Source organism: Salirhabdus sp. Marseille-P4669 (assembly GCF_900240405.1).
Classification (GTDB): domain Bacteria; phylum Bacillota; class Bacilli; order Bacillales; family Alkalibacillaceae; genus OEQK01.
On sequence record NZ_OEQK01000002.1, the window covers coordinates 298,968 to 325,178 of the forward strand.

Annotated in this window: 22 protein-coding genes and 6 tRNA genes; 24 read left to right on the plus strand and 4 right to left on the minus strand. The window is 35.8% G+C overall.

Annotated features, from left to right (window positions below; genetic code table 11):
- The first annotated feature begins 22 nt into the window (after positions 1–22).
- The 6 genes from C1A05_RS04500 (at position 23) to C1A05_RS04525 (ending at position 6,792) form a co-directional block, all read left to right on the plus strand.
- On the plus strand, positions 23–820 hold the full coding sequence (locus C1A05_RS04500; RefSeq protein WP_102026997.1) for a pyruvate, water dikinase regulatory protein: 798 nt from the start codon (positions 23–25) through the stop codon (positions 818–820).
- 364 nt (positions 821–1,184) lie between these two features.
- On the plus strand, positions 1,185–2,996 hold the full coding sequence (dnaG, locus tag C1A05_RS04505) for a DNA primase (RefSeq protein ID WP_102026998.1): 1,812 nt from the start codon (positions 1,185–1,187) through the stop codon (positions 2,994–2,996).
- Between the two features lie 27 nt (positions 2,997–3,023).
- Positions 3,024–4,142 carry an RNA polymerase sigma factor RpoD gene (gene rpoD, locus C1A05_RS04510; protein ID WP_102026999.1) on the plus strand — a complete coding sequence of 373 codons (1,119 nt, stop codon included), beginning with the start codon at positions 3,024–3,026 and terminating at the stop codon, positions 4,140–4,142.
- A 361-nt stretch (positions 4,143–4,503) separates the two neighbouring features.
- A complete protein-coding gene (gene cccA, locus C1A05_RS04515; RefSeq protein ID WP_102027000.1) occupies positions 4,504–4,878 on the plus strand; it encodes a cytochrome c550 in 375 nt (124 codons plus the stop codon).
- A gap of 100 nt (positions 4,879–4,978) precedes the next feature.
- Positions 4,979–5,671, plus strand: a complete 693-nt coding sequence (locus C1A05_RS04520; protein ID WP_102027001.1) for a tRNA (adenine(22)-N(1))-methyltransferase — start codon at positions 4,979–4,981, stop codon at positions 5,669–5,671.
- Positions 5,671–6,792 (plus strand): Nif3-like dinuclear metal center hexameric protein, encoded by a 1,122-nt coding sequence (locus C1A05_RS04525; RefSeq protein WP_102027002.1) that lies wholly within the window; start codon positions 5,671–5,673, stop codon positions 6,790–6,792. Before C1A05_RS04520 ends, C1A05_RS04525 begins: the two co-directional genes overlap by 1 nt.
- A gap of 160 nt (positions 6,793–6,952) precedes the next feature.
- Here C1A05_RS04525 and C1A05_RS04530 read toward each other — a convergent pair whose 3' ends face one another.
- A complete protein-coding gene (locus tag C1A05_RS04530; RefSeq protein ID WP_102027003.1) occupies positions 6,953–7,900 on the minus strand; it encodes a 4-hydroxy-3-methylbut-2-enyl diphosphate reductase in 948 nt (315 codons plus the stop codon).
- Positions 7,901–8,204: 304 nt separating this feature from the next.
- Between C1A05_RS04530 and C1A05_RS04535 the strand changes: the two genes are divergently transcribed.
- Positions 8,205–9,524 carry a DEAD/DEAH box helicase gene (locus tag C1A05_RS04535; protein ID WP_102027004.1) on the plus strand — a complete coding sequence of 440 codons (1,320 nt, stop codon included), beginning with the start codon at positions 8,205–8,207 and terminating at the stop codon, positions 9,522–9,524.
- Between the two features lie 24 nt (positions 9,525–9,548).
- On the plus strand, positions 9,549–10,439 hold the full coding sequence (locus tag C1A05_RS04540) for a deoxyribonuclease IV (RefSeq protein WP_102027005.1): 891 nt from the start codon (positions 9,549–9,551) through the stop codon (positions 10,437–10,439).
- Between the two features lie 46 nt (positions 10,440–10,485).
- On the opposite strand, the gene C1A05_RS04545 is transcribed toward C1A05_RS04540, so the two are convergent.
- Positions 10,486–10,767, minus strand: coding sequence for a DUF2624 domain-containing protein (locus C1A05_RS04545; protein ID WP_159461998.1), 282 nt, complete (start codon positions 10,765–10,767; stop codon positions 10,486–10,488).
- Between the two features lie 172 nt (positions 10,768–10,939).
- On the opposite strand from C1A05_RS04545, the gene C1A05_RS04550 reads away from it, so the two are divergent.
- Complete coding sequence (locus tag C1A05_RS04550) at positions 10,940–11,404, plus strand: hypothetical protein (protein ID WP_102027007.1); 465 nt, start codon at positions 10,940–10,942, stop codon at positions 11,402–11,404.
- Between the two features lie 34 nt (positions 11,405–11,438).
- Here C1A05_RS04550 and ispG read toward each other — a convergent pair whose 3' ends face one another.
- On the minus strand, positions 11,439–12,551 hold the full coding sequence (gene ispG, locus C1A05_RS04555) for a flavodoxin-dependent (E)-4-hydroxy-3-methylbut-2-enyl-diphosphate synthase (protein ID WP_102027008.1): 1,113 nt from the start codon (positions 12,549–12,551) through the stop codon (positions 11,439–11,441).
- 101 nt (positions 12,552–12,652) lie between these two features.
- Positions 12,653–13,045, minus strand: coding sequence for a LysM peptidoglycan-binding domain-containing protein (locus C1A05_RS04560; RefSeq protein ID WP_102027009.1), 393 nt, complete (start codon positions 13,043–13,045; stop codon positions 12,653–12,655).
- Positions 13,046–13,160: 115 nt separating this feature from the next.
- Here C1A05_RS04560 and C1A05_RS04565 point away from each other — a divergent pair, with 115 nt between their 5' ends.
- The 15 genes from C1A05_RS04565 (at position 13,161) to pstA (ending at position 26,186) form a co-directional block, all read left to right on the plus strand.
- Entirely contained in the window at positions 13,161–13,790 is a 630-nt protein-coding gene (locus C1A05_RS04565; protein WP_234998336.1) for an NfeD family protein, read from the plus strand.
- A gap of 90 nt (positions 13,791–13,880) precedes the next feature.
- A complete protein-coding gene (locus C1A05_RS04570; protein WP_102027010.1) occupies positions 13,881–15,572 on the plus strand; it encodes a methyl-accepting chemotaxis protein in 1,692 nt (563 codons plus the stop codon).
- 211 nt (positions 15,573–15,783) lie between these two features.
- On the plus strand, positions 15,784–17,436 hold the full coding sequence (locus C1A05_RS04575; RefSeq protein ID WP_373419462.1) for a Na/Pi cotransporter family protein: 1,653 nt from the start codon (positions 15,784–15,786) through the stop codon (positions 17,434–17,436).
- Between the two features lie 212 nt (positions 17,437–17,648).
- Positions 17,649–17,723 (plus strand) — tRNA-Asn (locus C1A05_RS04580).
- A gap of 4 nt (positions 17,724–17,727) precedes the next feature.
- A tRNA-Met gene (locus tag C1A05_RS04585) sits at positions 17,728–17,804 on the plus strand.
- 17 nt (positions 17,805–17,821) lie between these two features.
- Positions 17,822–17,897, plus strand: a tRNA-His gene (locus C1A05_RS04590).
- A gap of 15 nt (positions 17,898–17,912) precedes the next feature.
- Positions 17,913–17,989 (plus strand) — tRNA-Ile (locus C1A05_RS04595).
- A 9-nt stretch (positions 17,990–17,998) separates the two neighbouring features.
- Positions 17,999–18,091: transfer RNA gene (locus C1A05_RS04600), tRNA-Ser, on the plus strand.
- Positions 18,092–18,299: 208 nt separating this feature from the next.
- Positions 18,300–18,375 (plus strand) — tRNA-Phe (locus tag C1A05_RS04605).
- 336 nt (positions 18,376–18,711) lie between these two features.
- Positions 18,712–19,323: a superoxide dismutase SodA gene (gene sodA / locus C1A05_RS04610; RefSeq protein ID WP_102027011.1), complete on the plus strand. Its 612-nt coding sequence runs from the start codon at positions 18,712–18,714 to the stop codon at positions 19,321–19,323.
- A gap of 197 nt (positions 19,324–19,520) precedes the next feature.
- Positions 19,521–20,804, plus strand: coding sequence for an MFS transporter (locus tag C1A05_RS04615; protein WP_102027012.1), 1,284 nt, complete (start codon positions 19,521–19,523; stop codon positions 20,802–20,804).
- 74 nt (positions 20,805–20,878) lie between these two features.
- Positions 20,879–23,047, plus strand: coding sequence for a peptidoglycan D,D-transpeptidase FtsI family protein (locus tag C1A05_RS04620; protein WP_102027013.1), 2,169 nt, complete (start codon positions 20,879–20,881; stop codon positions 23,045–23,047).
- A gap of 170 nt (positions 23,048–23,217) precedes the next feature.
- The gene (locus C1A05_RS04625) at positions 23,218–24,225 is read left to right on the plus strand and encodes a PstS family phosphate ABC transporter substrate-binding protein (RefSeq protein WP_102027014.1); all 1,008 of its coding nucleotides are present in this window, start codon (positions 23,218–23,220) and stop codon (positions 24,223–24,225) included.
- A 138-nt stretch (positions 24,226–24,363) separates the two neighbouring features.
- A complete protein-coding gene (gene pstC, locus C1A05_RS04630) occupies positions 24,364–25,308 on the plus strand; it encodes a phosphate ABC transporter permease subunit PstC (RefSeq protein ID WP_102027015.1) in 945 nt (314 codons plus the stop codon).
- Positions 25,308–26,186 (plus strand): phosphate ABC transporter permease PstA, encoded by an 879-nt coding sequence (gene pstA / locus C1A05_RS04635; RefSeq protein ID WP_102027016.1) that lies wholly within the window; start codon positions 25,308–25,310, stop codon positions 26,184–26,186. Before pstC ends, pstA begins: the two co-directional genes overlap by 1 nt.
- Positions 26,187–26,211: the final 25 nt, after the last annotated feature.

The window sequence follows — 26,211 nt, forward strand, 5'->3', positions numbered from 1 at the left end:
ATACTTGAATGGGGGAACTAGCATGCAAAAACCAAATGTTTATGTAGTGTCAGATTCGATAGGGGAAACAGCTGAGTTAGTTGTCAAAGCTGCACTCATCCAATTTAATAATGGAGGCTATAAGTTACAGCGCATCCCTTACGTAGATGATGAAGGAACCATAATGGAAGTAATAGAGTTAGCAAAAGAAAACAATGCCATGATTGCTTACACGATAGTTAAAGAGCATTTAAGACAATACATAAAAGCAAAGACAGAAGAGGCTAATATTATAGCCATTGATATAATGGGCCCTTTAATTGATGGTATGACAGAACATTTCGGCAAAGTCCCAATACTTGAACCGGGCATCGTCCATAAATTAGACGAGAATTATTTTAAACGAATTGAAGCGATTGAGTTTGCTGTAAAGTATGATGACGGAAGAGACCCCAGAGGAATTATTCGTGCGGACATTGTTTTAATAGGTGTGTCCAGAACATCGAAAACACCACTATCTCAATTTTTAGCAAATAAAAAATATAAGGTGGCGAATGTTCCGATTGTTCCGGAAGTGGAACCACCGGAAGAGCTTTTTAAAGTAGACCGGAAAAAATGTGTAGCATTAACGATTGATCCAGAAACATTAAACCATATTCGGAAAGAGAGACTGATTGCACTAGGGTTAAATGAACAAGCCTCCTATGCAAAGCTGGATCGTATTAAGACGGAATTAGATTATTTCAATAAACTAGTGGAACGATTAGGCTGTACCGTTATAGATGTTTCCAATAAGGCTGTGGAGGAAACAGCAAACGTCATCCAAAGTTTATTTAAATAATAATAGGAAGAACTTGGAGTAATAAAATACTTCAAGTTTTTTGTTTTTTCCCAAATATGTAGTTCAAAATAATAGCATTTTCCCATAAACTGTATTATAATAATTTCTTGTGAAAAAAAGTAAATATGTTTAGAAATCCTTTTACTCGAATAAAATAATTAATAATTAAAAAGAGAATATGGCAGGAATCATTTTTTCTATGTCGAAATACAATATGGTGTAATGATGTAAAATGAATAAACTTTTATACATATTACTAGGTTTCACATAGTCCATAAAAAACTCTTCGACATCCAGAAAAAACTTGTCGATTTTTGAAGGGATTTAAATTGTTTTCTAGAATTAAAAGACATGGTGATGAAAAATGCCCGAACACGCTTCAGAAAAATTCATCGATGAATTAAGAGCTGATAGTAATATTGTTGAAGTAATAAGTGATTATGTTCAACTTAAGAAGCAAGGGCGAAACTATTTAGGTTTATGTCCTTTTCATAATGAAAAATCTCCATCTTTTTCAGTTTCGCCTGACAAACAGATTTTTAGATGTTTTGGTTGTGGAAAAGGTGGAAATGTTATTACGTTCATTATGGAAGTAGAAGGTGTCCCTTTTTATGAAGCCATCCGTATATTAGCGGATAAGTCAGGTATAGCTTTACCCCAAGGGATGGCTACGAGTAAGCAGCAATCTCTAAGTGAAGAAGCTCAAGCAATATTAGATGCTAATGAATGGTTAGCAAAATTATATCATCATTTAATAAAGCATACAAAAGAAGGAAGCGTTGGTTATCAATACTTGAAAGATAGGGGTATAACCGATGAGATTATGGATGCATTCCAATTAGGCTATGCTCCTGATGTTGAAAATTTTACAGCTTCTTTTTTAGAGAAAAAAGGGTTTCATCCACAAACTATGGTGAAAGCAGGTTTATTATCTCACCAGAAAGACCACATTTATAAGGATAGGTTTCGTGGTCGTGTCATTTTTCCAATTCGAAATCACCAAGGAAAGACGGTGGCTTTTGGAGGAAGAATACTTAATCAAGGAGAACCAAAATATTTAAATAGCCCAGAAACTGAAATTTTTCATAAAGGTAAAATATTTTTTAACTTTGATTTAGCACGAAATCATATTCGCAAACAAGGTGAAGCTATTCTTTTTGAAGGATATTTAGATGTTATCTCTGCATATCAAGCAGGTATAAAGAATGGGGTTGCTACCCTCGGTACATCATTAACGGAGTCACAAGCAAGATTAATGAGAAGATATGTAGATACGGTGATCATCTGTTATGATGCAGACCGAGCTGGGATTGAGGCAACCAATAAGGCTGCTAAGATATTACAAAATGTGGGTTGTTATGTGAAGATTGCAAAACTAAAACAAGGTATGGACCCAGACGATTACATTAAAGAATATGGAAATGAGAGCTTTAAAAACCATGTTATTGATGCAAGTGTAACGTATATGAGTTTTTATCTGGATTATTTAAAAAAGGATTACAATCTTCAAGTTGAAAGTGATCAAATGCAGTATGTGGAAAAGGCGCTAGATGAAATAGCTAAATTACCTAAACCATTTGAGCGAGATCATTATTTAAAAGAGTTGGAAATGAATTTTCACATTTCGATGGACACTCTACATCAGGAAATTGATATTAGACGACGGAAGTTCGATAAACAGAAGGATAATCAAGAAACACCAAGACATACTAACATTAGACATAATCCTATGGTTGAGAAAGTGTATCCTGCATTCCAAAATGCGGAACGTCGATTGATAGCGTTAATGATAAAAAATAGAAATATCGCAGAACGAGTTCAGGATGAAATAGGTGGCTCCTTTTTGATTACAGAGCATCAAGTAATCGTAACCTATTTATATGCTTATTACGAAGAGGGACATGAGCCTGATATTAGCCGATTTATCGAATATTTACCTGAATCAGATTTGAAGAATATTATAGCAAATATAGCTATGATTGCAATTCCTGATGATGTATCCGATCAAGAAATCATTGATTACATCAACGCAGTAAAACAGGAGCATACGAAAAAAAATGAACTTCAAGTTTTAGAAAAAGAGCAGAAAGAGGCAGAAAAACAAAATAATCCAATCTTAGCTGCTCAAATCGCAATGAAAATTCTTAACATTAAGAAGGAATGGAAGCTCAACTGAATGGAAGTTTGGAAGGAGGGGTACCCTATGGCAGAAAAACCATCACGTTCAAAAGCAGAAGAAACAGAACTAACAGTAGAACAAGTTAAAGAACAATTGGTTGAAATAGGGAAAAAGGCAGGCACGCTTGCCGATGAAGAAATCGCAGACAAATTATCACCTTTTGAATTAGACTCTGATCAAATGGATGAGTTTTATGAATATTTGAGTGAAAAAGGAATAGACGTAATTGGTGATAATGATTCAGATCCAAAAATGAATGAAATTTCAAAAGAAGAAGAGTTCGACTTAAATGACTTAAGTGTACCTCCAGGAGTAAAAATAAACGATCCTGTACGTATGTATTTAAAAGAAATTGGTCGAGTCGATTTATTATCTGCTGAAGAAGAAATTGAACTTGCTGAAAGAATTGAGCAAGGTGACGAAATGGCAAAGCGTCGACTAGCAGAAGCAAACTTACGCTTAGTAGTAAGTATAGCAAAACGTTACGTTGGCCGCGGTATGCTGTTCCTTGATTTAATCCAGGAAGGTAATATGGGATTAATCAAAGCGGTAGAAAAGTTTGATTATCGTAAAGGATTTAAATTTAGTACTTATGCGACATGGTGGATTCGCCAAGCGATTACCCGTGCGATAGCAGATCAGGCTCGTACAATACGGATACCAGTTCATATGGTAGAAACCATTAATAAATTGATTCGTGTGCAGCGTCAATTATTACAAGACTTCGGTAGAGAACCAACACCTGAAGAAATTGGTCAAGAAATGGATTTATCTCCAGATAAAGTGCGAGAAATTTTAAAAATTGCACAGGAGCCAGTTTCTTTAGAAACACCTATTGGTGAGGAAGATGATTCTCATTTAGGAGACTTTATTGAAGACCAAGAGGCAACCTCACCTTCTGATCATGCTGCATATGAACTTTTAAAAGAGCAGTTAGAGGATGTTTTAGATACACTTACAGATCGTGAGGAAAATGTTTTACGACTTCGTTTCGGATTGGATGATGGCCGTACACGGACATTAGAAGAAGTGGGTAAAGTCTTCGGTGTAACTCGTGAACGTATACGACAAATTGAAGCGAAAGCGTTGCGTAAATTAAGACATCCAAGTCGTAGCAAACGTTTAAAAGACTTTTTAGAATAAAATAAGTTATGGTGCCCAGTCGTTATTCCTTTGGTTTAACGGCTGTGGCATTTCCTTACATAATGAGCTAATATTCATGACAACGGTTTCATTTGCTTATTGATATTTTACTTAATTTCATTGTTATTTGCAAATAGGTTTTTATAAATTTTTACTTCCCTAGTGTTAATACGGAACTACACTACTATAAATGAATAAGAGAAGGACATTTCAAGTAGAAATTGTGTCTATTTCGTTAATTCATCATTTTTTATCGTGTTTTCCCTTTTCTATAAGTGAATTTTCAAGTAAAATATGAATAGTTTGTGTATACTTAAAAGGAACAAGCGTGACTAGGGGATTACATAAGGAGGAAAACAAAATGAAAAGAAATCCAGTTGTGCCTTATGCTATTATTGGTGTTTTAGGTATTCTAGCAATGATTATTTTAGCCTCTGTGGGCGTGAACCAAATGGATGAAGTAAAAGGTGGAAATGAAGAAGGAGCTGCTGAAGAAGGTAGCGGTGAAACAGTTTCTACAGATCCAGAAGAAATTTTCCAAAATAACTGTTCCATGTGTCACGGTGCTGACCTAGCCGGAACAGGTTCTGCACCTGCTTTGAATGATGTTGGCTCTAGATTATCTCAAGCTGATATCGAAGGGGTTATTAATAACGGTCAAGGAATTATGCCTCCAGGAATTGTTCAAGGCGAGCAAGTAACAATCCTTGCTGAATGGCTAGCAGAGAAAAAATAAAACAAATTTATCTTGAAGAAAAGCTTTCATCATTTGAAAGCTTTTCTTTTTCGTTATAAGATAGTTTTAATAGAACAAGAAAAGGTGAGGAACTTCACGAATGACTGAATTAACCATATCAAAACGTTTAAAAAAGATAGCGAATTATTTACCAAGTGATGCGTATTTTGCAGATATTGGTTCCGATCATGCGTATTTGCCTGTTTATGTTTGCAAGCAAAATGAAACGGCTCGAGCGATTGCTGGTGAGCTTAATGTAGGTCCCTATCAATCTGCAGTAGAACAAGTCAGAAAATGGAATCTGGCAGACCGAATAGAAGTCCGATTAGGTGATGGTCTATCTATATTAAGTCCTGCAGAAGTAGAGCAAATCGTGATTGCTGGAATGGGTGGTTCCTTGATTACGACCATTTTAGATAATGGAAAAGATAAATTACAACGTGTAAGTCGGATTATTGCTCAACCTAATATTAATGCGCGGAACGTTCGGAAATGGTTTTATCAAAATGGGTACTATTTAGTAGATGAATGTATTATGGAGGAAGACGGTTATCATTATGAAATAGTAATAGCAGAAAAAACAGAACGAGAATTACATTTGTCGGAAAAAGAATATTATTTAGGTCCCCTTATTTTAAAAAATAAAAATCAGCCATTTTACACCAAATGGTCACAAGTTCTACATAAGAAGCAAAACATCTTAGAACAGATGAAGCAAGCAAATGAGCCGAATGGAAAAAAAATTATGCAGTTTGAAAAGGAAATACATTGGTTAAAGGAGGAATTAGGTTAATGTCTAAAACCGTAACTGGTCAGCAGGTTATTCGGGTTTTTGAGGAATGGGCACCGAAAACGTTAGCGATGGAAGGGGATAATGTTGGACTTCAGGTAGGAACCCTTAATCGACCTGTTCGAAAAATTATGGTCACACTAGATGTGTTAGAAAATGTAATTGATGAAGCGATAGAGAAACAAGTAAATTTAATCATTGCCCATCATCCATTTTTATATAAGTCGCTTAGCCAAATAGATACCAATCAGGAAAAAGGGAGAATAATTAAAAAGCTGATTCAACACGATATTACGGTTTACGCTGCCCATACAAATTTAGACCTTGCTAATGGCGGGGTAAATGACATGCTCATTGAAGCGCTAGGGTTAGAGAGTGATGGCGCTGTAATGGAGCTTGGCAATGAGCCATTATTTAAGCTAGTTGTATTTGTTCCAGAATCCCATGAAGAGCAAGTACGTAATGCGCTAGGGGAAAATGGAGCAGGACATATCGGGAACTACAGTCATTGCACCTTTCAAACTCCTGGGATTGGAACATTTAAACCAATGGAAGGAACCAATCCGTATATCGGGAGTCAAGGAGAGTTGGAAAAAGTAAAGGAAGTCCGAATGGAAACCATCGTACCAAAAAGTAAGCTGTCCATAGTTTTAAAAGCGATGGAGAAGGCCCATCCCTACGAAGAAGTAGCGTATGACCTTTATCCTGTTGAATTAAAAGGGCAATCATATGGGCTGGGAAGAGTAGCTACTTTGAAAAATCCTGCTACGTTGAAACAATTTGCAGAACATGTAAAAAAAGCGTTAGATGTACCATCCTTACGTGTAGTAGGGGATTTGAATAAAGAGATTAAAAAAGTGGGGGTCATAGGAGGAAACGGTAATAAATACATTCATAAAGTAAAAAGAAGTGGCTGTGATGTACTTATTACTGGAGATCTATATTTCCATACTGCACATGATGCACTTGGCATTGGTTTAAATGTTATTGATCCTGGACATCATGTAGAAAAGGTAATGAAGCGAGGAGTAAAAGACTATTTAGATAAAAAATGTTTAGAACAGGGATTAGAGGTTGAAATTATCATTTCTGAAGCCAATACAGAGCCATTTACTTTTATTTAAAAAGGTCTACTGAACAGCTGATTCCACCTGGAGAGCATTTACATTAGGTATAAAATAGTAATTTAATAAAGCCGAAAACGGAAGCGTAATTTCCGTTTTCGGCTTTACTAGTATTGCTTTGAATTTGACAGGCTTTCGTTTAGATGCCATTATTTTTATTCTATGCTCTTTTTTCTTTCACTTTCGGTAATATTTTACTTCGCATTACTTTTGAGGATGTATTCCAAGTATCTGCATTTTCATGATCATAGTTTTCTAAAAACGTTATTACTTCTTTTGTAATTGGTGTTGGAGTAGAGGCTCCTGCTGTTACAGCTACACGTTGTACACCCTCTAACCACTCTAACTTCAATTCCGAAATATCTGCAATTCGAAATGCTTTTGTACCTGCAATTTCTTCCGATACTTGTGCTAATCGATTGGAGTTATTGGAACGAGGATCCCCAACAACGACTGTTAAATCACAATCTTTTGCTTGTTCAGCGACAGCTTCTTGTCGAACTTGTGTAGCCATACAAATTTCTTGAACCATTTCTGTTTGTGGATATTTTTCTTTAACCTTTAGCATAACATCATATACATCCCATTGGCTCATAGTAGTTTGATTTGTAACGATAATCTTTTCGGCTTTTAAGTTTAAGTTATCTACATCTTCTTCGGTTTGTACTAAATGCACATGACCAGGAGCGACTCCAACTGCACCTTCTGGCTCCGGATGGCCTTTTTTACCGATATAAACGATTTCGAATCCTTCTTTTACTTTTTCACGAATGAGATCATGGGTTTTCGTTACATCTGGACATGTTGCATCTAATACAGTAAGTCCTTTATCTTTTGCTCTTTGTTTTACTTCTGGTGATACTCCATGTGCTGTAAAGATAACAGTACCCTCATGTATATCCTCTAATAAATCTAAGCGATTTTTACCATCGAGGGTAATGACGCCTTCTTCTTTAAAAGCCTCTGTAACGTGATTGTTATGAACAATCATACCTAATATATATATTGGACGTGGAAGGTTTTTATCTTTAACTGCGTTTTGTGCAATCACCATTGCATCAACTACACCGTAACAATATCCCCTTGGTGCAATTTTTACAACTTCCATTCGTAATTCCTCCTCTTATCACCTAAGTCTGTATTGATAGACCTTAAACACGATCACGATCATATTATATCAACTTTCTCGATACTTACAGGTTTCTCTATTTGTAAGACTTATATGGTAATGTTGTATAAAAAACAATTCTATAATCATTATAAAGGTTAAAAGCATATAACACAAAAATTTTCATGATGAAAACTATACCAATTAGAGCTTTGATACGACATAAATGTTCCTCAAGTTGCTTGCACTACATTCCAATACTCTACTATAATGTAAGTTGATGCAGAAAAAAGGAGATTGAAATATGAAAAAAAGCGATTTTAAAGCTTTTAATTTTCAACCGTTTTTATACAACGTTTTAGATAAGTTGAAATTTATAGAAGCTACCCCGATTCAACAAGAGGTTATTCCCGTTGCTTTAAAGAAGGAAAGTTTAATTGGACAATCTCATACTGGTTCCGGTAAAACGCATGCGTATTTATTACCATTATTTAATCGTATTCAAGAAGATAAGAATGAAGTACAAGTGATCATTACTGTACCTACACGAGAGTTGGCTATGCAAATTTTTGATGAGGTGCGTAAAATAATTGAATTTGGAGAAATGGTAGATCAAATTCGATCTAAACTCATTATTGGTGGAACCGATAAACAAAAAATGATCGAAAAACTAAAAGAGCCCCCACATATTATTGTCGGAACGCCTGGACGAATTTCGGATTTAATTAAGGAAGGTGCCTTAAATGTTTATCAAGCGGAGTCTATTGTAGTAGATGAAGCGGATTTATTAATCGATCTTGGTTTAATCCAAGAGGTGGATGAAATATTAGTTCGGATGCAAAGAGATGTCCAGCTCCTAGTATTCTCTGCTACTATACCTGTTAAGCTACAACACTTTTTAAATAAATATATGGAAAGTCCGAAGCATATTCGTATTCAAGACCAAGGGCCAGCCCCTGAAAAAATGGAACATCGTTTAATCCCACTTCGTCATCGTAGTGTTTCCGAATTGCTAATGGAAGCTACGAAGCTGATCAATCCTTATTTAGCCTTGATTTTTGTAAATAAAAAGGAAAATGCCGATGAACTGGCAGGTGAGCTTACTGCACAAGGATTAGATGTTGGTATTATCCACGGTGGATTAACTCCAAGAGAACGTAAAAGAACCTTAAAGAATTTAAAGGACTTGAAATATCAATACATTGTGGCAACGGACCTTGCCGCAAGAGGTATTGATATCCCTGGGGTGAGTCATATTTTCAATGCTGAATTGCCAAGGGACGCAGAAACATACTTACACCGAGTAGGTAGAACGGCAAGAGCAGGTTTAGAAGGTACAGCGGTAAGCTTCTATAAGGAGAAGGATATAACCCTAATAGAAAAACTAGAGAAATCTGGTATTACGTTCCATAACTTTGATATAAAAAATGAATCATGGGTTGAAATTACCGATTGGAATCAACGTAAAAAGAGAGAAAAGAAAGAGAACGAGTTATTGGAAGACGCTTATAAACAAGTACGTAAGCCTAACAAAGTAAAACCTGGCTATAAAAAGAAAATGAAACGGCAAGCAGAGCAAATTAAAAGTAGAATGAAGCGAAATGATTTTAAGAGAAAAAAATAAGGAATTCAAAAGGGAGAGGTATACATGTTAAAAATAGGTTCTCACGTTTCCATGTCTGGAAAGAAAATGTTGTTAGCATCAAGTGAAGAAGCTACATCGTATGGAGCAAATGCAATGATGATTTATACTGGTGCTCCACAAAATACACGTAGAAAGCCAATTGAAGAGTTAAATATTGCAGCAGGCCAAGAACATATGAAAGAAAACGGGATTTTAGATGTTGTGGTGCATGCGCCATATATAATTAATATTGGAAATACGACAAAGCCAGAAACTTTTGAATTAGGTGTTACCTTTTTAAGATCCGAAATTGAACGAACAGAAGCTATAGGTGCAAAGCAAATTGTCTTACATCCAGGTGCCCATGTTGGGGAAGGCCCTGAAAAAGGCATTGCGAAAATAATTGAAGGGTTAAACGAAGTTTTAGAGAAGGATCAACATGTGCAAATAGCATTAGAAACAATGGCTGGTAAAGGTTCAGAATGTGGTAGAACTTTTGATGAGTTAGCTAAAATTATCGATGGTGTAACGCATAATGAAAAGCTATCTGTTTGTATGGATACGTGTCACATTCATGATGCAGGCTATGATGTTGTTCATGATTTTGATGGTGTATTAGAAGAATTCGATAAAATTATTGGATTGGATCGCATTCAGGTACTACACATCAACGACAGTAAAAATGAACGCGGGTCACATAAGGACCGACACGAAAATATTGGTTTTGGTAAAATCGGTTTTGATGCATTAAACTATGTAGTACATCATCCATCTTTAATGCATTTACCAAAAATTCTCGAAACACCTTATGTGGGAGAGGACAAGAAAAATAAAAAGGCACCATATGCATTTGAAATTGCAATGCTTAAAGAAAAAAGCTTTGATACAGAATTAAAAGAAAAAATCATGGCATAAATGGACAGGAACTGGGGATGGTCTCCAGTTCCTTTCTTTTACTCATTTAAAACATATCTTCCATTCCGTATTGTTTAATCATATCTTTAAATAGCTTATGTGCTTTTTTGGCTGTTTGATCGTCGGTTATTTGTGCTATTTTTTTCAGTAATTTTAAGCGATCCTCTTCTTTAAAAGGATCTAACGATTTACTTCGTATATACTTTAGAATTTTTTCTGCTTCTGCTTTTGTTAATGTAAAACCATATTGTTTTCCGTATTGGATAAGTTCCGTAGTTGTTAGTTGATTTACTTTTTGTTTTACCATTTGCTGAATTATTCTTTTCACCATATCATCCCCAGATTTTTTAAATTATCCAACCTTAGTATATGTACAAAGTTGCTTGTTGTTGCTTAATTGTCCAGAACCTTCTAATGTAGACAAAAGTTCCTATGTAAGAGTTAAGGTAAGGTAACACACAATAGAAATGTACCTCTTCATGAAAGTGAGGGAATGTAGAATGACTTCACAAAACAATGGCAAAATGAATACGGAAAAAGAATTAGACCGTAATCGTGGTGGTAACCTAAGCTATACCGATGACACAGAAAATTACTTTGCCCAAATTCAAACACCACCAGGAGATGAAACAACGATTCATTCTCCAGATGATTTTGATTTAAATAATCAAAAGCGGGAAGAAGAATTTGGTGCCGAAGCAATTAGTGCCAATGAAGTAACCAACATGCATCAAAGAGAAAAGGAAACCAACATGGAAGAAAATGTGGAGGCTGGATGGGGATGGGCTGCGATTGTCTTGTCGCTAATTGCCTTATTTAACATTTGGCCACTCCTTATGGGTATTGCTGGTACAGTGGTTGGTGTCATGGCGAAAAGAAGAGGTGCAGACACTCTAGGTAACATTGCGATTGTTGCAGGTATCGCAGCAATTGTAATCCACTTAATAATCGACGCATTTGTCTAACGAAAAAAAGCCCCATTACTGGGGCTTTTTTTCGTTAGACGTTCATTTCTTCTTCTTCTTCTTTTTGCTTTTTAGCGTATTCTTCTGCTAATTTATCAATTTCTTTTTTTAGTTCCTCAACCATTGTTTCTTCTGGCACTTTACGGATGATCTCTCCGTGTCTAAACAATAGACCTTCTCCTCTAGCTCCAGCAATACCAATATCCGCTTCACGAGCTTCACCAGGGCCGTTTACGGCACATCCTAGAACGGATACTTTAATTGGTGCTTTGATTTGAGAAATATATTCTTCTACTTCATTTGCGATGGATATTAAGTCAATTTCAATACGACCACAAGTAGGACATGATATCAATGTTGCTGCATTTGATGCAAGACCAAATGTTTTAAGCAGCTCTCTTGCAACTTTAACCTCTTCAACAGGATCAGCACTTAAAGAAATACGCATTGTACTTCCAATACCTTTACTTAAGATAGCACCTAAGCCTGCAGCACTTTTTACAGTTCCAGAGAATAGTGTTCCAGACTCTGTAATTCCTAAGTGCAGTGGATATGGTATTACTGCTGCTGCTTTTTCATAAGCTTCAATTGCTAATCTTACATCAGAAGCTTTTAATGAAACAATAATGTCATGGAAATCAAGGTCTTCTAAGATTTTAATGTGGTGTAGAGCACTTTCTACCATACCATCGGCAGTTGGATATCCATATTTCTTTAAAATATGTTTTTCTAATGATCCGGCATTTACACCAATACGAATCGGAATACCTTTTGCTTTACATGCATTAACTACTTTTTCAACATTCTCCTGTTTACCAATATTACCAGGATTAATACGGATTTTATCAATTCCGCCTTCGATTGCTTTTAAAGCTAAACGGTAATCAAAATGTATATCTGCAACTAAAGGTACATTAATTCGTTTTTTTATTTCTGGAATTGCATTTGCAGCTGCCTCATTTGGAACAGCTACTCTGACTATTTGAACGCCTGCTTGTACAAGGCGACCAATCTCGTTCACAGTTGCATCAACATCATGTGTTTTGGTTGTTGTCATTGATTGAATAACGACTTCATCTTTCCCACCAATTGTTATATTACCGACACGTACTGGTCGTGTATCTTTACGGTGAATAAGTTGAGACATTTAAAACGCTCCTTTACGTTATCCCTTAAAAATGTAATGTATATCCTTATTTATTATAAGACGAAAGGTGGTAAATGAGAAGTAAAAATACTTATTTGTCATTATTCTTTATTGTAAATTGGAAAGAAATACGTTTCCCCAATGTGTATTTCATGGGGATTAGCACCAGGATTTAGCTTTTCAAAATCGAGTAATAATTGCTGGATTGGAACATGTCCTTCATTGATTTGTTCCGTTATTGATAATACGGTATCCCCAGCCTGAACTGTATACGAAATCTTTTGATAAGGGTCTACTGGCATCGTGTTTGGCGCGTTCGCTTTTGTGGAATCGATTGGAGGACTTTCGACCACTGATTTTTCGCCACTTGACTCTTCCGTTACCTTATTGGAAGGGACTTGTTCGGAAAAAGTTCCAACAGACAAGTCATGTATAACGCTCCGTACAAAAAGCAGTAAAATAATAAATAAAATAACCTTTTTATAAAATCGCATCGTTTTCCCCCTTCATAAAACATTCGACTATAATGGGTGGTCGTGTAAAATAAATATTATTGAAACATTTATATGTAGCAATTCGTATAAGTTAGTAAAAGTGAGGTGTTCAAAGTTGGATTTAGAATCTAGTTTAGCAGCATTTATTCTTACATTTTTAGGTATGATGTTTTTACTTGGTGAATTTATGGTTAAATTGAAAGGTATTTCCGGAATCTTAGGATTTGGATTCATTTTACTGTTTTTTAGCGCACACCTTTCCTCCTTTAATTTATTGATTGTCGTAAGCATATTTGTGTTTGCCATCATTCTAATAATAATAGATGGAAAATTACTAAACGACGGTACTCTTTCGGTTATCGCCATTATTTTAATGCTCCTCGTTGTCGGTTTAACAACATCTAATTGGGTTACGGGAATGTACGCTGTTATAGGAGTAATTCTAGGGACGTTCGCAAGTTTCCTTTTTTTAAAAATATTTCCGAAAAGAAATATGTGGGATCGCATGGCTTTAATGGATCGTTTAACGAATGAGGGTGGCTATAGTTCTTTAAATAAAGAATATAAAGAGCTTATAAATAAAGTAGGAGTTGCTTTGACAGATTTAAGACCAGTTGGAACGATTCGAATTAATGGAAAAGATTATAGTGCTATTTCCAATGGTATATGGATTAAGAAAAATGAATCCATAAAAGTTGTCCAAGTTGATGGAACGAAGATTTTAGTAGAAATTGTCGAAAATTAACCAAACCTTCATGAAGCTTTTACTCCCCGTTAACAATTAACTGTCATACTTATATTTAGTATTTGTTGGTAAAAAAGGGGAGAGCTTTCATTGATCAAACATTTTCGACACCGCTTTAAGAGAAATAAAAAATTCGAGTTTTCTTTTCAATCCCGATTGCTTGTAGCTATTATTAGTATGTTCCTTATTTCAATCGGAACCGTTAGTATCTTATCTTATTCAAAAGCAAATGATAGCCAGTTAACATTAGTGAATCAAAGGTTAGAGCGAGAAATTTTTTTAATGAAAGAAAGTGCGCGCAATTTAAAATATGCATTCCTTCATGATGAAGAGCAGTTTAAAAGGCAATTGTATTCATCCATAGAAGAGCAACGTATTCAATTAATGGAGGATGATTTTAATCCTATTTTAATGTTGAATCTTAAAGATGGATTAGTGGGAGTCGAAAATCGCAAGGCCTCCACAATGGAATTAGAATCAAGTATTGTAAAAAAGGTAATTGAGGGAAAGACAAACTCTTTTATTGGTAATTGGAATGGAGAAGATTATTTATTTTCTTTTGATGAAATACAAGAATTGCAAGGTACTTATATTATTGCTATTCCGAAATCGGATTTGATGCATTCGGCAAATGAGCTGGCAACATATAGTTTAACAATCGGAGTTGTAAGTATTGTAATTATTATAGTAATCACTTCCATTGTAATTCGAAAGATGACCAAATCTTTAGCTACGCTAAGAATGGAAATGAAAAAAGCTCGGAATCGGGAATTTGATCATGCCCACTCGGTTAAAACGAATGTGCCAGAGATTCGGTCATTAAGTAAAAGCTATCAAACGTTAATCAACACAATTTCAACCATGCTTTCTAATATTGAGAATGCGGTCCAACAAATTACGATGACTAGCGATGAGCTTTCTGCTTCATCTGATAAACTAACTTCAAGTCAAACAATGATGAAAAGGGATTTGAAGAATGTTGTTAAGGAATCCGAAAAGATTACGGCAACATTTTCTAGCTATGAAGTAACATATGAAGAGCTTAAAAACACGTTTGAGGTACTAAAAAGCCAATTTTACAAAATGAATAAAAAACAGGTTGAAATGAATGATTCTTTGGCAAAGGGCTCCTCAGATGTAATATTAATCGTCTCAGCTTTGGAAAAGTTTTATGAAGGTGTACAACTCATGTCGGAAAAAATTGATGAGTTTCAAAACCATACCACGAACATCAAAAAAGCTGGTACGATGATTCAGGAATTAGCAGAACGAACTAAACTACTTTCTTTAAATGCTACAATTGAGGCAGCAAGAGCTGGAGAAAATGGAAATGGTTTCGCGGTTGTTGCAAATGAAATTCGAAACCTAGCCGAAAACTCTAGAAATGCAGCAATAGAAATCGATACGAAAATGAATGCTACCGTTCAAATTGGTACGTTTTTTTCGGAACAATTTTTACAATTGTTGAACGAATTATCGCATCACGTACATATTGCTCAAAACTCTAGTGAGACATTTACAGGTCTTGCTGGAGAAATACAAGACGTAACCAATCAAATTGATCAGTCGATGAAAGAAGTAGAGCAAACAGAATCTCTATTACCTGATTTAGAGAAAGCCTTCCAGTCATTTCAAAATCATATTGAAGATAATGTAGGCCTAGTGAATAAATTGTTTACAAGTTTTGAATTACAGCAGTCAACTTTAGAGGAAACAGAAGAAATTCGTACACAATTGGCAGCTTTAGGACAGTCGTTAACATCTGTTGTTAAAAATCAATGAGACGAAAACCCTTGGTACATGTAGTACCAAGGTTTTTTTGTGTAAAACTTTTGTATAAAGTAGTCGACTTATAGCAAAGGATAAAAACAAATAAAGCATAATGCCAATTGTAAAGACATTGTAAATTTGTTAAAAAACCCTTTACAAAAGAATTGCAGTAGCATCATAATGGTATGGGTTATCTTAGTAAGATATATAGAATTGATTGGGGTTGAAGAGTTTGAGTGGATCAGAAATTCAAGAACTTATATTTCAATTTGTTGGAGGTCTCGGTATATTCCTGTTTGGGATAAAATATATGGGAGATGGCCTTCAAAAATCTGCGGGTGACCGCTTACGAGATATTTTAGATAAATTTACGACAAATCCGTTTATGGGTGTACTGGCGGGACTTTTAGTAACGATATTAATTCAAAGTAGTTCCGGAACAACTGTATTAACTGTTGGACTTGTAAATGCTGGTTTTATGACGTTGCGTCAAGCAATCGGTGTTATTATGGGGGCAAACATCGGGACAACGGTAACAGCATTTATTATTGGTATCGATGTTGATGAATACGCGCTTCCAATGATTGCGCTTGGCTCTTTCTTGATTTTCTTCTTTAAGAAAAAGAACATTACATACCTCGGACAAACGTTATTTGGTTTAGGGGCACTATTTTACGGTCTATCCCTTATGTCTGATGGTATGAAGCCGTTAAGAACATTAAAGGCTTTCACTGATTTAACTGTAAACATGAGTGAAATACCAATACTAGGTGTAGTCGTTGGTACGATTTTTACCGTAATCGTTCAAAGCTCCAGTGCGACAATTGGTATTTTACAAGAGCTTTTCGATCAAGGTGCAATACTGCTTGATGCAGCCTTGCCAGTATTATTTGGGGACAATATCGGTACAACCATTACAGCTGTCTTAGCATCTATTGGTGCAAGTGTTGCTGCAAAACGTGCGGCTTTATCCCATGTAATCTTTAATTTAATTGGAGCTACCATTTTCCTGCTCCTACTAGTACCATTTACAATGTTAATTGAGTATTTCCAACAAATATTTGACTTGGGACCAAAGATGACAATTGCGTTTGCTCATGGAACATTTAATGTTACGAATACGCTTCTACAAGTTTGGTTTATTGGACTATTAGCAACGGTTGTTACAAAAATTGTACCTGGAGAAAATGAAATTGATTATAAACCAAGACATTTAGACCCGCTTATTATTCAGCAATCTCCAGCGATTGCATTAGGACAAGCAAAGGATGAGTCCTTAAGAATGGGTGAGCTTGCTGTTAAAGGTTTAGAGGAAACCTTTAACTATTTAAATAACAATCAACAAAAGCATGCCGAACTTGCCTTAGGTTTGGAAGATGCTATAAACAATCTAGATCGAAAAATTACCGATTATTTAGCTCAAATATCTCGAAATTCCTTAACAGATACGGAAACTGCTTTACATTCTTCCGTTGTGGACAATATACGAGACATTGAAAGAATTGGTGACCATTTCGAAAATATCGTAGAATTAGTGGATTATAAAATATCTAATAAAGTTAATTTGACAGAACAAGCACTAGAAGATTTAAATGATATGTTTAACTTAACATTAATTACTGTTAAACAATCCCTAGACGCGTTTGGGAAGATGGATCGAAAGGCAGCATTAGAAGTTATTGAAAAAGAAGAACAAATTGACCAAATGGAAAGAAAGTACCGTAAGAAGCATATTTTGCGTTTAAATGAAGGTGTATGTACTGGTTCAGCAGGTATTGTATTTGTTGACATTATTAGTAACCTAGAAAGAATAGGGGATCATGCAGTTAACATCGCTCAAGAAGTAATCGGCAAAGAAACAGAAGAAGATAAGTAAAATTGCTTTACGTTTTAAGGCCATTGGTTTTACTAATGGCCTTAAAATATATTTAAATTTTACAAATACTAAAAAACTACTTGAATCTTATACAAGGACATGCTATATTCATTTTGTTGTCATTTTTACTATTTCTTTTTTGAAAAGTGTTGACAGATGTAAAATTACATGGTAAATTATATTTCGTCGCTTCATAAAAGAAAAAATATTATTCCACAGTAGCTCAGTGGTAGAGCAATCGGCTGTTAACCGATCGGTCGTAGGTTCGAATCCTACCTGTGGAGCCAAAATGGCGGTGTAGCTCAGCTGGCGAGAGCGTACGGTTCATACCCGTAAGGTCGGGGGTTCGATCCCCTCCGCCGCTACCATATAATTTAATAAAATGGCGGCTATGGCGAAGTGGTTAACGCACCGGATTGTGGCTCCGGCATTCGTGGGTTCGATTCCCACTAGTCGCCCCATTACATTATTCTAATGGACCCTTAGCTCAGCTGGTTAGAGCTATCGGCTCATAACCGATCGGTCGCAGGTTCGAGTCCTGCAGGGTCCACCATTAGATTACGGAGGAATACCCAAGTCTGGCTGAAGGGATCGGTCTTGAAAACCGACAGGGGTGTCAAAGCCCGCGGGGGTTCGAATCCCTCTTCCTCCGCCATATTATTTTAGACAAGCATAAAGTTAGTATGAGTATACATACTAAACAGAAATGGCTCGGTAGCTCAGTCGGTAGAGCACGATCGATTAAGCTTCAGAGTATTATCTTCAGCGCACCACACGAAACGCTTCTAGAATAATCATTCTGAGTGTGGAGTGACGGACTGAAAAAGAATTTGAAAGTGTAGATTATCAATTAAACTCATTATGGCTCGGTAGCTCAGTCGGTAGAGCAACGGACTGAAAATCCGTGTGTCGGCGGTTCGATTCCGTCCCGAGCCACCATTTCATTAAAAACTTAATCTCCTTTCTATAGAGTAAGAGCAAGCAGGATAAACTGCTTGCTCTTTTTTCATTTAGCTACAGCAATGGCTACTATCTTGTCAAATTGGTATTTCGTTTAAAATAGAAATCAAGCAAGGAAAAAGAGATAAAAGGGAGATAAGGCCAAATGGTGATTGAAAATACTTTTTATGGTTATAAATAAAAAGTAGGGAATCCATTGCAAATTTCTTGCAGAAAAAAGATTCCCTTGTTAATCTTGAATGGAAGGTATTTTCACATATTTGTCAAAATATATATGTGACGATATCGATACATAATTTTAAGGAGGAGATTTTAATGGGTAAATTTGAACTTCCAGAATTACCTTATGCATATGATGCACTTGAACCACATATTGACAAAGAGACAATGAACATTCACCACACAAAACACCATAATACGTATGTAACAAACTTAAATGGTGCAATCGAAGGTAATGCTGATCTTGAAGGTAAATCTTTAGAAGAGTTAATTCGTAATCTTGATGCGGTTCCTGAATCAGCTCGTACTGCTGTACGTAATAACGGTGGTGGACATGCTAACCACAGCTTGTTCTGGACAATTCTTTCTCCAAATGGTGGAGGAGAGCCAACTGGCGAAGTCGCTACAAAAATCAACGAAGCATTCGGTAGCTTTGATAAATTTAAAGAAGAATTTGCTAATGCAGCAAAAGGACGCTTTGGCTCTGGTTGGGCATGGTTAGTAGTAAATAACGGAAGTGTAGAAGTAACAAGCACTCCAAACCAAGACTCTCCATTAATGGAAGGTAAAACACCAATTCTTGGTTTAGATGTTTGGGAACATGCTTATTACTTAAATTATCAAAACCGTCGTCCTGATTACATTTCAGCATTTTGGAATGTAGTAAATTGGGATGAAGTAGAAAAACGTTACCAAGCTGCAAAATAATAGGATAAATAATAAGAAAAAAGAAGAGCATACATAGCTCTTCTTTTTCTGTTTTGGATAAGTGACATGTGAACATGTAGTTCGTCATGTAAGTAGAATTCCCAACAAGGGCTATTGTTTTTTAACCTTTTCTCTCTTACTGAATAGTTAACGTTATATTGAAGAAAATAGTAGTAGAGAGAAATGGGGTTGACATAATGAATAAAGGCATAAAATCTGTTGTAGGCAATGTAGAATTAAACCGAGATCTGTTATTGCTTTTAACCATTGGTGGATTGTATTCGATAAGTATTTTTTTATCCAATACGTTTGTAAACATATTTCTTTGGAAGCAGGCAGGGGAATATTCTACAATTGCTTTTTATAATTTAGCGGTATATATTTTACAGCCGATTACATTTATTATTGCAGGTCGATGGGCTAAAAAAGTAGATCGAGTAATTGTACTTCGACTAGGAGTCACTTTTTTATCCCTTTTTTTTATGACTGTTCTGCTAGTAGGTGATCAAGCAGCGAAATATAATATTGTTTTAGGTTCTATTTTAGGGATAGGCTATGGTTTTTATTGGCTTGCATTTAATGTATTAACATTTGAAATTACAGAACCAGAAACACGAGACTTTTTTAATGGCTTTTTTGGTTTACTACAATCCTTTGGAGGAATGATTGGTCCATTTAGTGCAGGGTATATCATTTCTAGAATGGAATCAACAACAGGCTATACAACCATATTCTCTATATCCTTAACCTTATTTGTAATTGCTGTCGTTGCTAGTTTATTTATAAATCGAAGAAGTGTAGAAGGAAGCTTTGGTTTTGGGGAGGTTTTAAAACAGCGAAAAAAGAACAAAAATTGGCGAAGAGTACTTCATGCGAACTTTTCCCAAGGATTACGAGAAGGCACATTTCATTTTGTGATCTCTATATGGGTATTTTTAATAACCGACAGTGAATTATCACTAGGTACGTTTAATCTAATATACTCTGGCTTTTCTTTCATTTGTTATTATTTAGTAACGAGGTTAGTAAAGCCTAATATGCGAAAAAGAGCCATTTTTATCGGTGGCTTAATTTTGTATGTCTCTGTTTCGTTAATTTTCTTCTTTGATAGCTACACTGTTTTGCTTATTTATGCTGGAATCATTGGTACAGCTTATCCAATCATTTATGTGCCATATTTATCTCTTTCCTATGATGTAATTGGTTCTTCCTGGAAAGCAAAGGAAATGCGAATTGAGTACATTGTTGTAAAAGAAGTATTTTTAAATGGTGGACGGGTTTTTTCCATTTTATTGTTTCTATTCGCCACGTTTCTTTTCGATGCGGAAGAAGCCATTCCATATATACTCGCAATAGTAGGAATAGGGCATTTGCTTATTTACTTCTTCGTAAAGAATATTGAAATTCCTACAAATAAGAAAGAGCGTAAAAAGAGTGAACCGATTATTAGTAAAGAGGTTTCGGAAGAGGAAAATCGTTAAAATATCCCGCGAAATATGTGGAAACGTGATATAATAAAAGATAATTACATCCATTTAGTAAGGGAGGGGAGCCATTGGGTAAAAAGAAAAAAACGCATCTTCCATTTCGTATCAATGTTCTGTTTTTTATCATTTTTCTTTTGTTTGCATTCCTAATCTTACAACTTGGTGTAGTTCAAATTTTACACGGGGAACAAGCACAAAAAGAAATAGATCGAACAGAAAATACAATTACAAATGTACCTGTGCCAAGAGGATTAATGTACGACCGATTTGGCAGGGCGTTAATTACAAATCAACCCATTTATTCCATAACATACACACCACCGAAAAACGTGCAATCCAAAGATAAAATTGAACTGGCCGAAAAACTAGCCAAGTATATCGATAAACCAGATGACAAGATTACGGAATGGGATTTAAAAGACTATTGGATTGTGAAAAATCAAGAAGAAGCCTATGGTAGGTTATCGGAAAAAGAGCAAGAACTTGATAATACAGACCAATACCATGCTGTTATTGATAAAGTAACAGATGAAGATCTGGAAGAGTTAACCGAGCGTGATAGAGAAGTTGTTGCGATTCTAAGAGAACTTAATCAAGCACCTGCTTTAACACCACATATTGTTAAAAATGAAGGTGTAACAGAAAAAGAATATGCAGTTGTAGCAGAGCATCTTAGTGAATTAGATGGAATTAATGTTGCTATTGATTGGAACAGAAATAACGAATTTGGTTCGACCTTTTCTAATTTTATCGGGAGTATAACTTCTTATGATGAAGGTTTACCAGCAGAAAATATTGATTATTATTTAACTAGAAATTACAGTCGAAACGACCGAGTTGGAGAAAGTGGTCTAGAGCAACAATATGAGTCCATCCTGAAAGGTCAGAAAAAGCAAATACAAAATATTACCGATAAAGATGGTGATTTAGTAGGAACAGAGGTAATACATGAAGGGCAGCAAGGTAAAAGTTTAGTTCTATCTATTGATATTGATTTACAACAAAAGGTAGACAAAATAGTGGAAGAAGAGCTTGAAAAGGTTATTAAAGCTCATCCAAGCAAAAACCAATACTTAACAGATGCATTAGTTGTTATGATGAATCCGAATACAGGTGAAATCTTATCGATGTCCGGTAAGCGGTATTACCGAGAAAACGAAGATGAAAACAACCCCGAAGCTCATTTTAAAGATGAATCGTTTCGGACAGTTTATGATGCACACCGTCCAGGATCTGCTGTGAAGGGAGCAACTGTTCTTGCGGGCTATGAATCTGGAGTTATTGATATTGGACAAACGTTTTATGACACTCCAATAAAAATAGCAGGTACACCAGAAAAAAGCTCGTACACAAATCTAGGATATGTAAATGATTTAGAAGCATTAGCAAAATCTTCGAACGTCTATATGTTCTATATCGCTATGAGAATGGGTGGCGAGTATAATTATGTTCGGGAAGCGAACGTGAAATTCGACCCAGATGCATTTCGACAAATGCGAAATTACTTTAAACAATTTGGTTTAGGGGTGGAAACTGGAGTAGACTTACCATTTGAATCTACTGGATACCAAGGTAGTGTAGCGAAGGCTGGTTTACTTATGGACTATGCAATTGGACAGTATGATACGTATACAGCGTTACAATTGGCACAATATGTATCTACAATTGCAAATGATGGATATCGATTAAGACCACATCTTGTGAAAGAGATTCGAAATCCAAGTACTACAGATGGACCAGGATCGGTTGCAGAAGTAATACAACCGGAAGTACTAAATAAAATAGATATGGAAGAAAATGAACTCGAGCGTGTCCAAGAAGGCTTCAGAAGAGTTTTTCAACATTCCGATGGCACTGCTGATCATATCTTCCGTAATAAAGATTATAAACCTGCTGGAAAAACAGGGACTGCGCAGAACGAAGTCTATAGACAAAATGAAGCAGGTGAAGTTGTAAAGGTAGCAGATGTTGAGAATTTAACATTAGTTGGGTATGCGCCATATGACAATCCAGAGGTCGCGTTCGCAGTGATCGTTCCAAATGTAGGGTTAAAAGCTGGTGATTCCATTAACTATTACATTGGAGAACGCATACTAGATGCTTATTTTGAGCTTAAAGAACAAAGAAGTAAAAATGGTATAGAAATAGAAGATAACGAGAATGACGAAGCAACTAACGAAGAAGAAGAAGAAACAGAAGCGGAAAGTGATGAAGTTAATAACGAAGATACAGAGTGAGATGGTCAATCCATCTTGCTCTTTTTTTATGCTTGGAAAGATAGAGATTTTTGTCAAAACGAAACGAATTTACGTAACCTTTACATTACGTTTATATGTGGTTAATAAACAGGCTGTATTATAAAAACTGTAAGAAATAACAAATCAATTTTGTAGGGGGAAGTAGACAAATGCAAAACCTTAAGAAGTTCGCATTATTATTCTCATTCATTCTTATCATCGGCGTTTTAGCAGCATGTGGTGGATCCGATGAGGAAGAAGCTTCAAACGAAGAAACCAACAAAGAGGAAACGAATGCAAATAACGGAGAGTCGAATAAAGACGCTGATCTTTCTGGAGAAATTAAACTTGCAGGTTCTTCTACTGTATTCCCAATTATGGAATATGTTACTTATGAATTTGTTCAAGAAAATCCTGGTGTAAACACTCCTTTAGAAAGTGTTGGTTCCGGTGGAGGATTTGAACGTTCTACGAAAGGCGAAATTGATTTTAGTAATGCATCACGACCTATTAAAGAAGAAGAAAAAGCATTAGCAGAGGAAAATGGAATTGAATTAATTGAAACGGTTCTTGCATATGACGGTCTTTCTGTTGTAGTAAGTAAAGAAAACGACTTTTTAGAAGAATTAACAATGGAACAGCTTCGTGACATTTTCTTAAGCGAAAGAGGTAACACGAAATGGTCTGACATTGATCCTTCTTGGCCTGATGAAGAAATCGTAATTTACTCACCAGGACATGATTCAGGAACATTCGATTACTTTAATGAAGTAGTACTAGAGGAAAAGCCAATGCGCGAAGGTGAAGGTGTAACTCTTTCTGAGGATGATAACTTATTAGTTCGTGGTATCCAAGAGGATCCATATGCAATCGGGTTCTTCGGATATGCATATTATGTAGCAAATGAAGATTCCTTAAAAGTACTTGCAATTGATGGAGGAAATGGACCAGTAAAACCGAGTGGCGAGACAATTCAAGACGGTACGTATTCACCTCTATCTCGACCATTGTTCACTTACATCAATGCAGAATCCTTGAAGAAGCCTGAAGTTCAAGCTTTCACAGATTTTCTTTTAAGTGGAGCTGCAGCTGAAGGAGCGGAACTAGTTGGTTATGTTCCCCTTCCAGAAGAGGAATATAAGAGTCAACTAGAAGCATTGCAAGCGAAATATAAGTAATCTTTGTAAAAATTAATAATGCGAGAAAAGTGAGGGCAGTTTTGGAATATGTCCTCATTTTTCCTCGTTTTATAAGATAAATTACCAATTAATGGGTAAGATTGATAAGATAAATGATTAGGAAAAAGGAGTCTCACTATGAATATCAACGAAAACAGACTACAGGATATCGATATTCAGAAATTAATTCAAGAGAAAAAGGAAAAGAGGAAGGTACTTAAAAAATTAGAAAAGTTAGTTCCTGTTTTCCTTTTTCTTGCAGCTGTTGTTTCTGTATTAACGACATTTGGTATTGTATTTACATTATTAAGTGAAGCTTTCACCTTTTTTAGTGATGTACCGATTAAAGATTTCTTATTTAATACAGATTGGAAGCCATGGTCAGGATCATTCGGTGTCCTACCACTGATTACAGGTACACTTTTAATCACATTAATCGCTATTATTGTTGCACTTCCAATCGGACTTTCTGCTGCCATTTTTTTAAGTGAGTATGCAAGCGATAAAACGAGAAGAATCATTAAACCTATTTTAGAAGTGTTGGCTGGTATTCCAACAGTTGTATATGGATTCTTTGCATTAACATTTGTGACTCCAATTCTTCAAAGCCTTCTCCCTGATGTGAAAATATTTAATGCCCTAAGTGCAGGTATCGTGGTTGGTATTATGATTGTGCCAATGATCGCATCACTATCAGAGGATGCTATGAGTGCAGTTCCTGCTAGTTTGCGAGAAGGAGCATTAGGTTTAGGCTCCACACGTTTTGAAGTTGCCATGAAAGTGGTATTACCAGCTGCTTTCTCTGGAATTGTTGCATCTGTAGTACTCGCTATTTCTCGTGCAATAGGAGAAACGATGATAGTTACAATCGCAGCTGGCCAATCACCGAACTTTACCTTTGACCCTACAAGCTCTATTCAAACCTTAACATCCTTTATCGTGCAAGGAACTTCTGGGGATACAGCTTATGGTTCAACGATTTACTATAGTGTTTATGCAGTTGGTATCACGTTATTTGTCTTTACACTATTGATGAATTTATTTGCGCAATATATTGCCCGAAAGTTTAGGGAGGAATACTAATGGCTTTACAAACAGGAGAAAAATCAACGAAGCGGATGAAAAATAGAATCCGGAAAAACAAATTATTCCACACACTTTTCTTTGGTGCTACGGCTCTAAGCTTAGTCATTCTTGCAATGTTATTTTACCGCATTATTTCACAGGGTGCTGGAAATCTTTCTTGGGACTTTATTAAGAACTTTCCAGCTCCATATCCTGACCGTGCAGGAATCTATGCTGGTCTGGTAGGTTCCCTGTTATTAATTGCAATCGTCGCTGTTGTATCTATTACAATAGGGGTTGCTACAGCAATATATTTAGAAGAATACGCAAAGAAAAACAAACTCACATCCTTTATTCAAAGCAACATTCAAAACCTAGCTGGTGTCCCGTCTATTGTGTTTGGTCTGTTAGGTTTAACATTCTTTGTCTATATATTAAACTTTGATTTCTCCCTGTTGTCTGGTGGATTAACAATGAGTTTATTAGTTTTACCTATTATCGTAGTTGCAGCTCAAGAAGCGATACGCTCCGTTCCGAATGACTTAAAGGAAGCCTCTTATGGTATGGGGGCAACAAAATGGCAAACCGTGTTGCGGGTAGTGATACCTGCTGCATTACCTGGAATGATTACTGGATCTATTTTGGCATTGTCTCGTGCTATCGGAGAAACAGCGCCATTATTAGTTGTTGGTGCAGCAACTGCAATTTACGCATTACCTGACTCTATTTTTGGTTCTTATACAGCAATGCCAATTCAAATATATAGCTGGATAAGTAAACCAGGTGATGAATGGCCAGTCGTTGCAGCTACAGGTATCATCATTCTATTGATTGTCTTACTAATTATGAATACAATAGCTGCCTTAATCCGAAATAAATTTCAACGCAGAAATTAAAAATTACGTTTTTAGGAGGATTTTT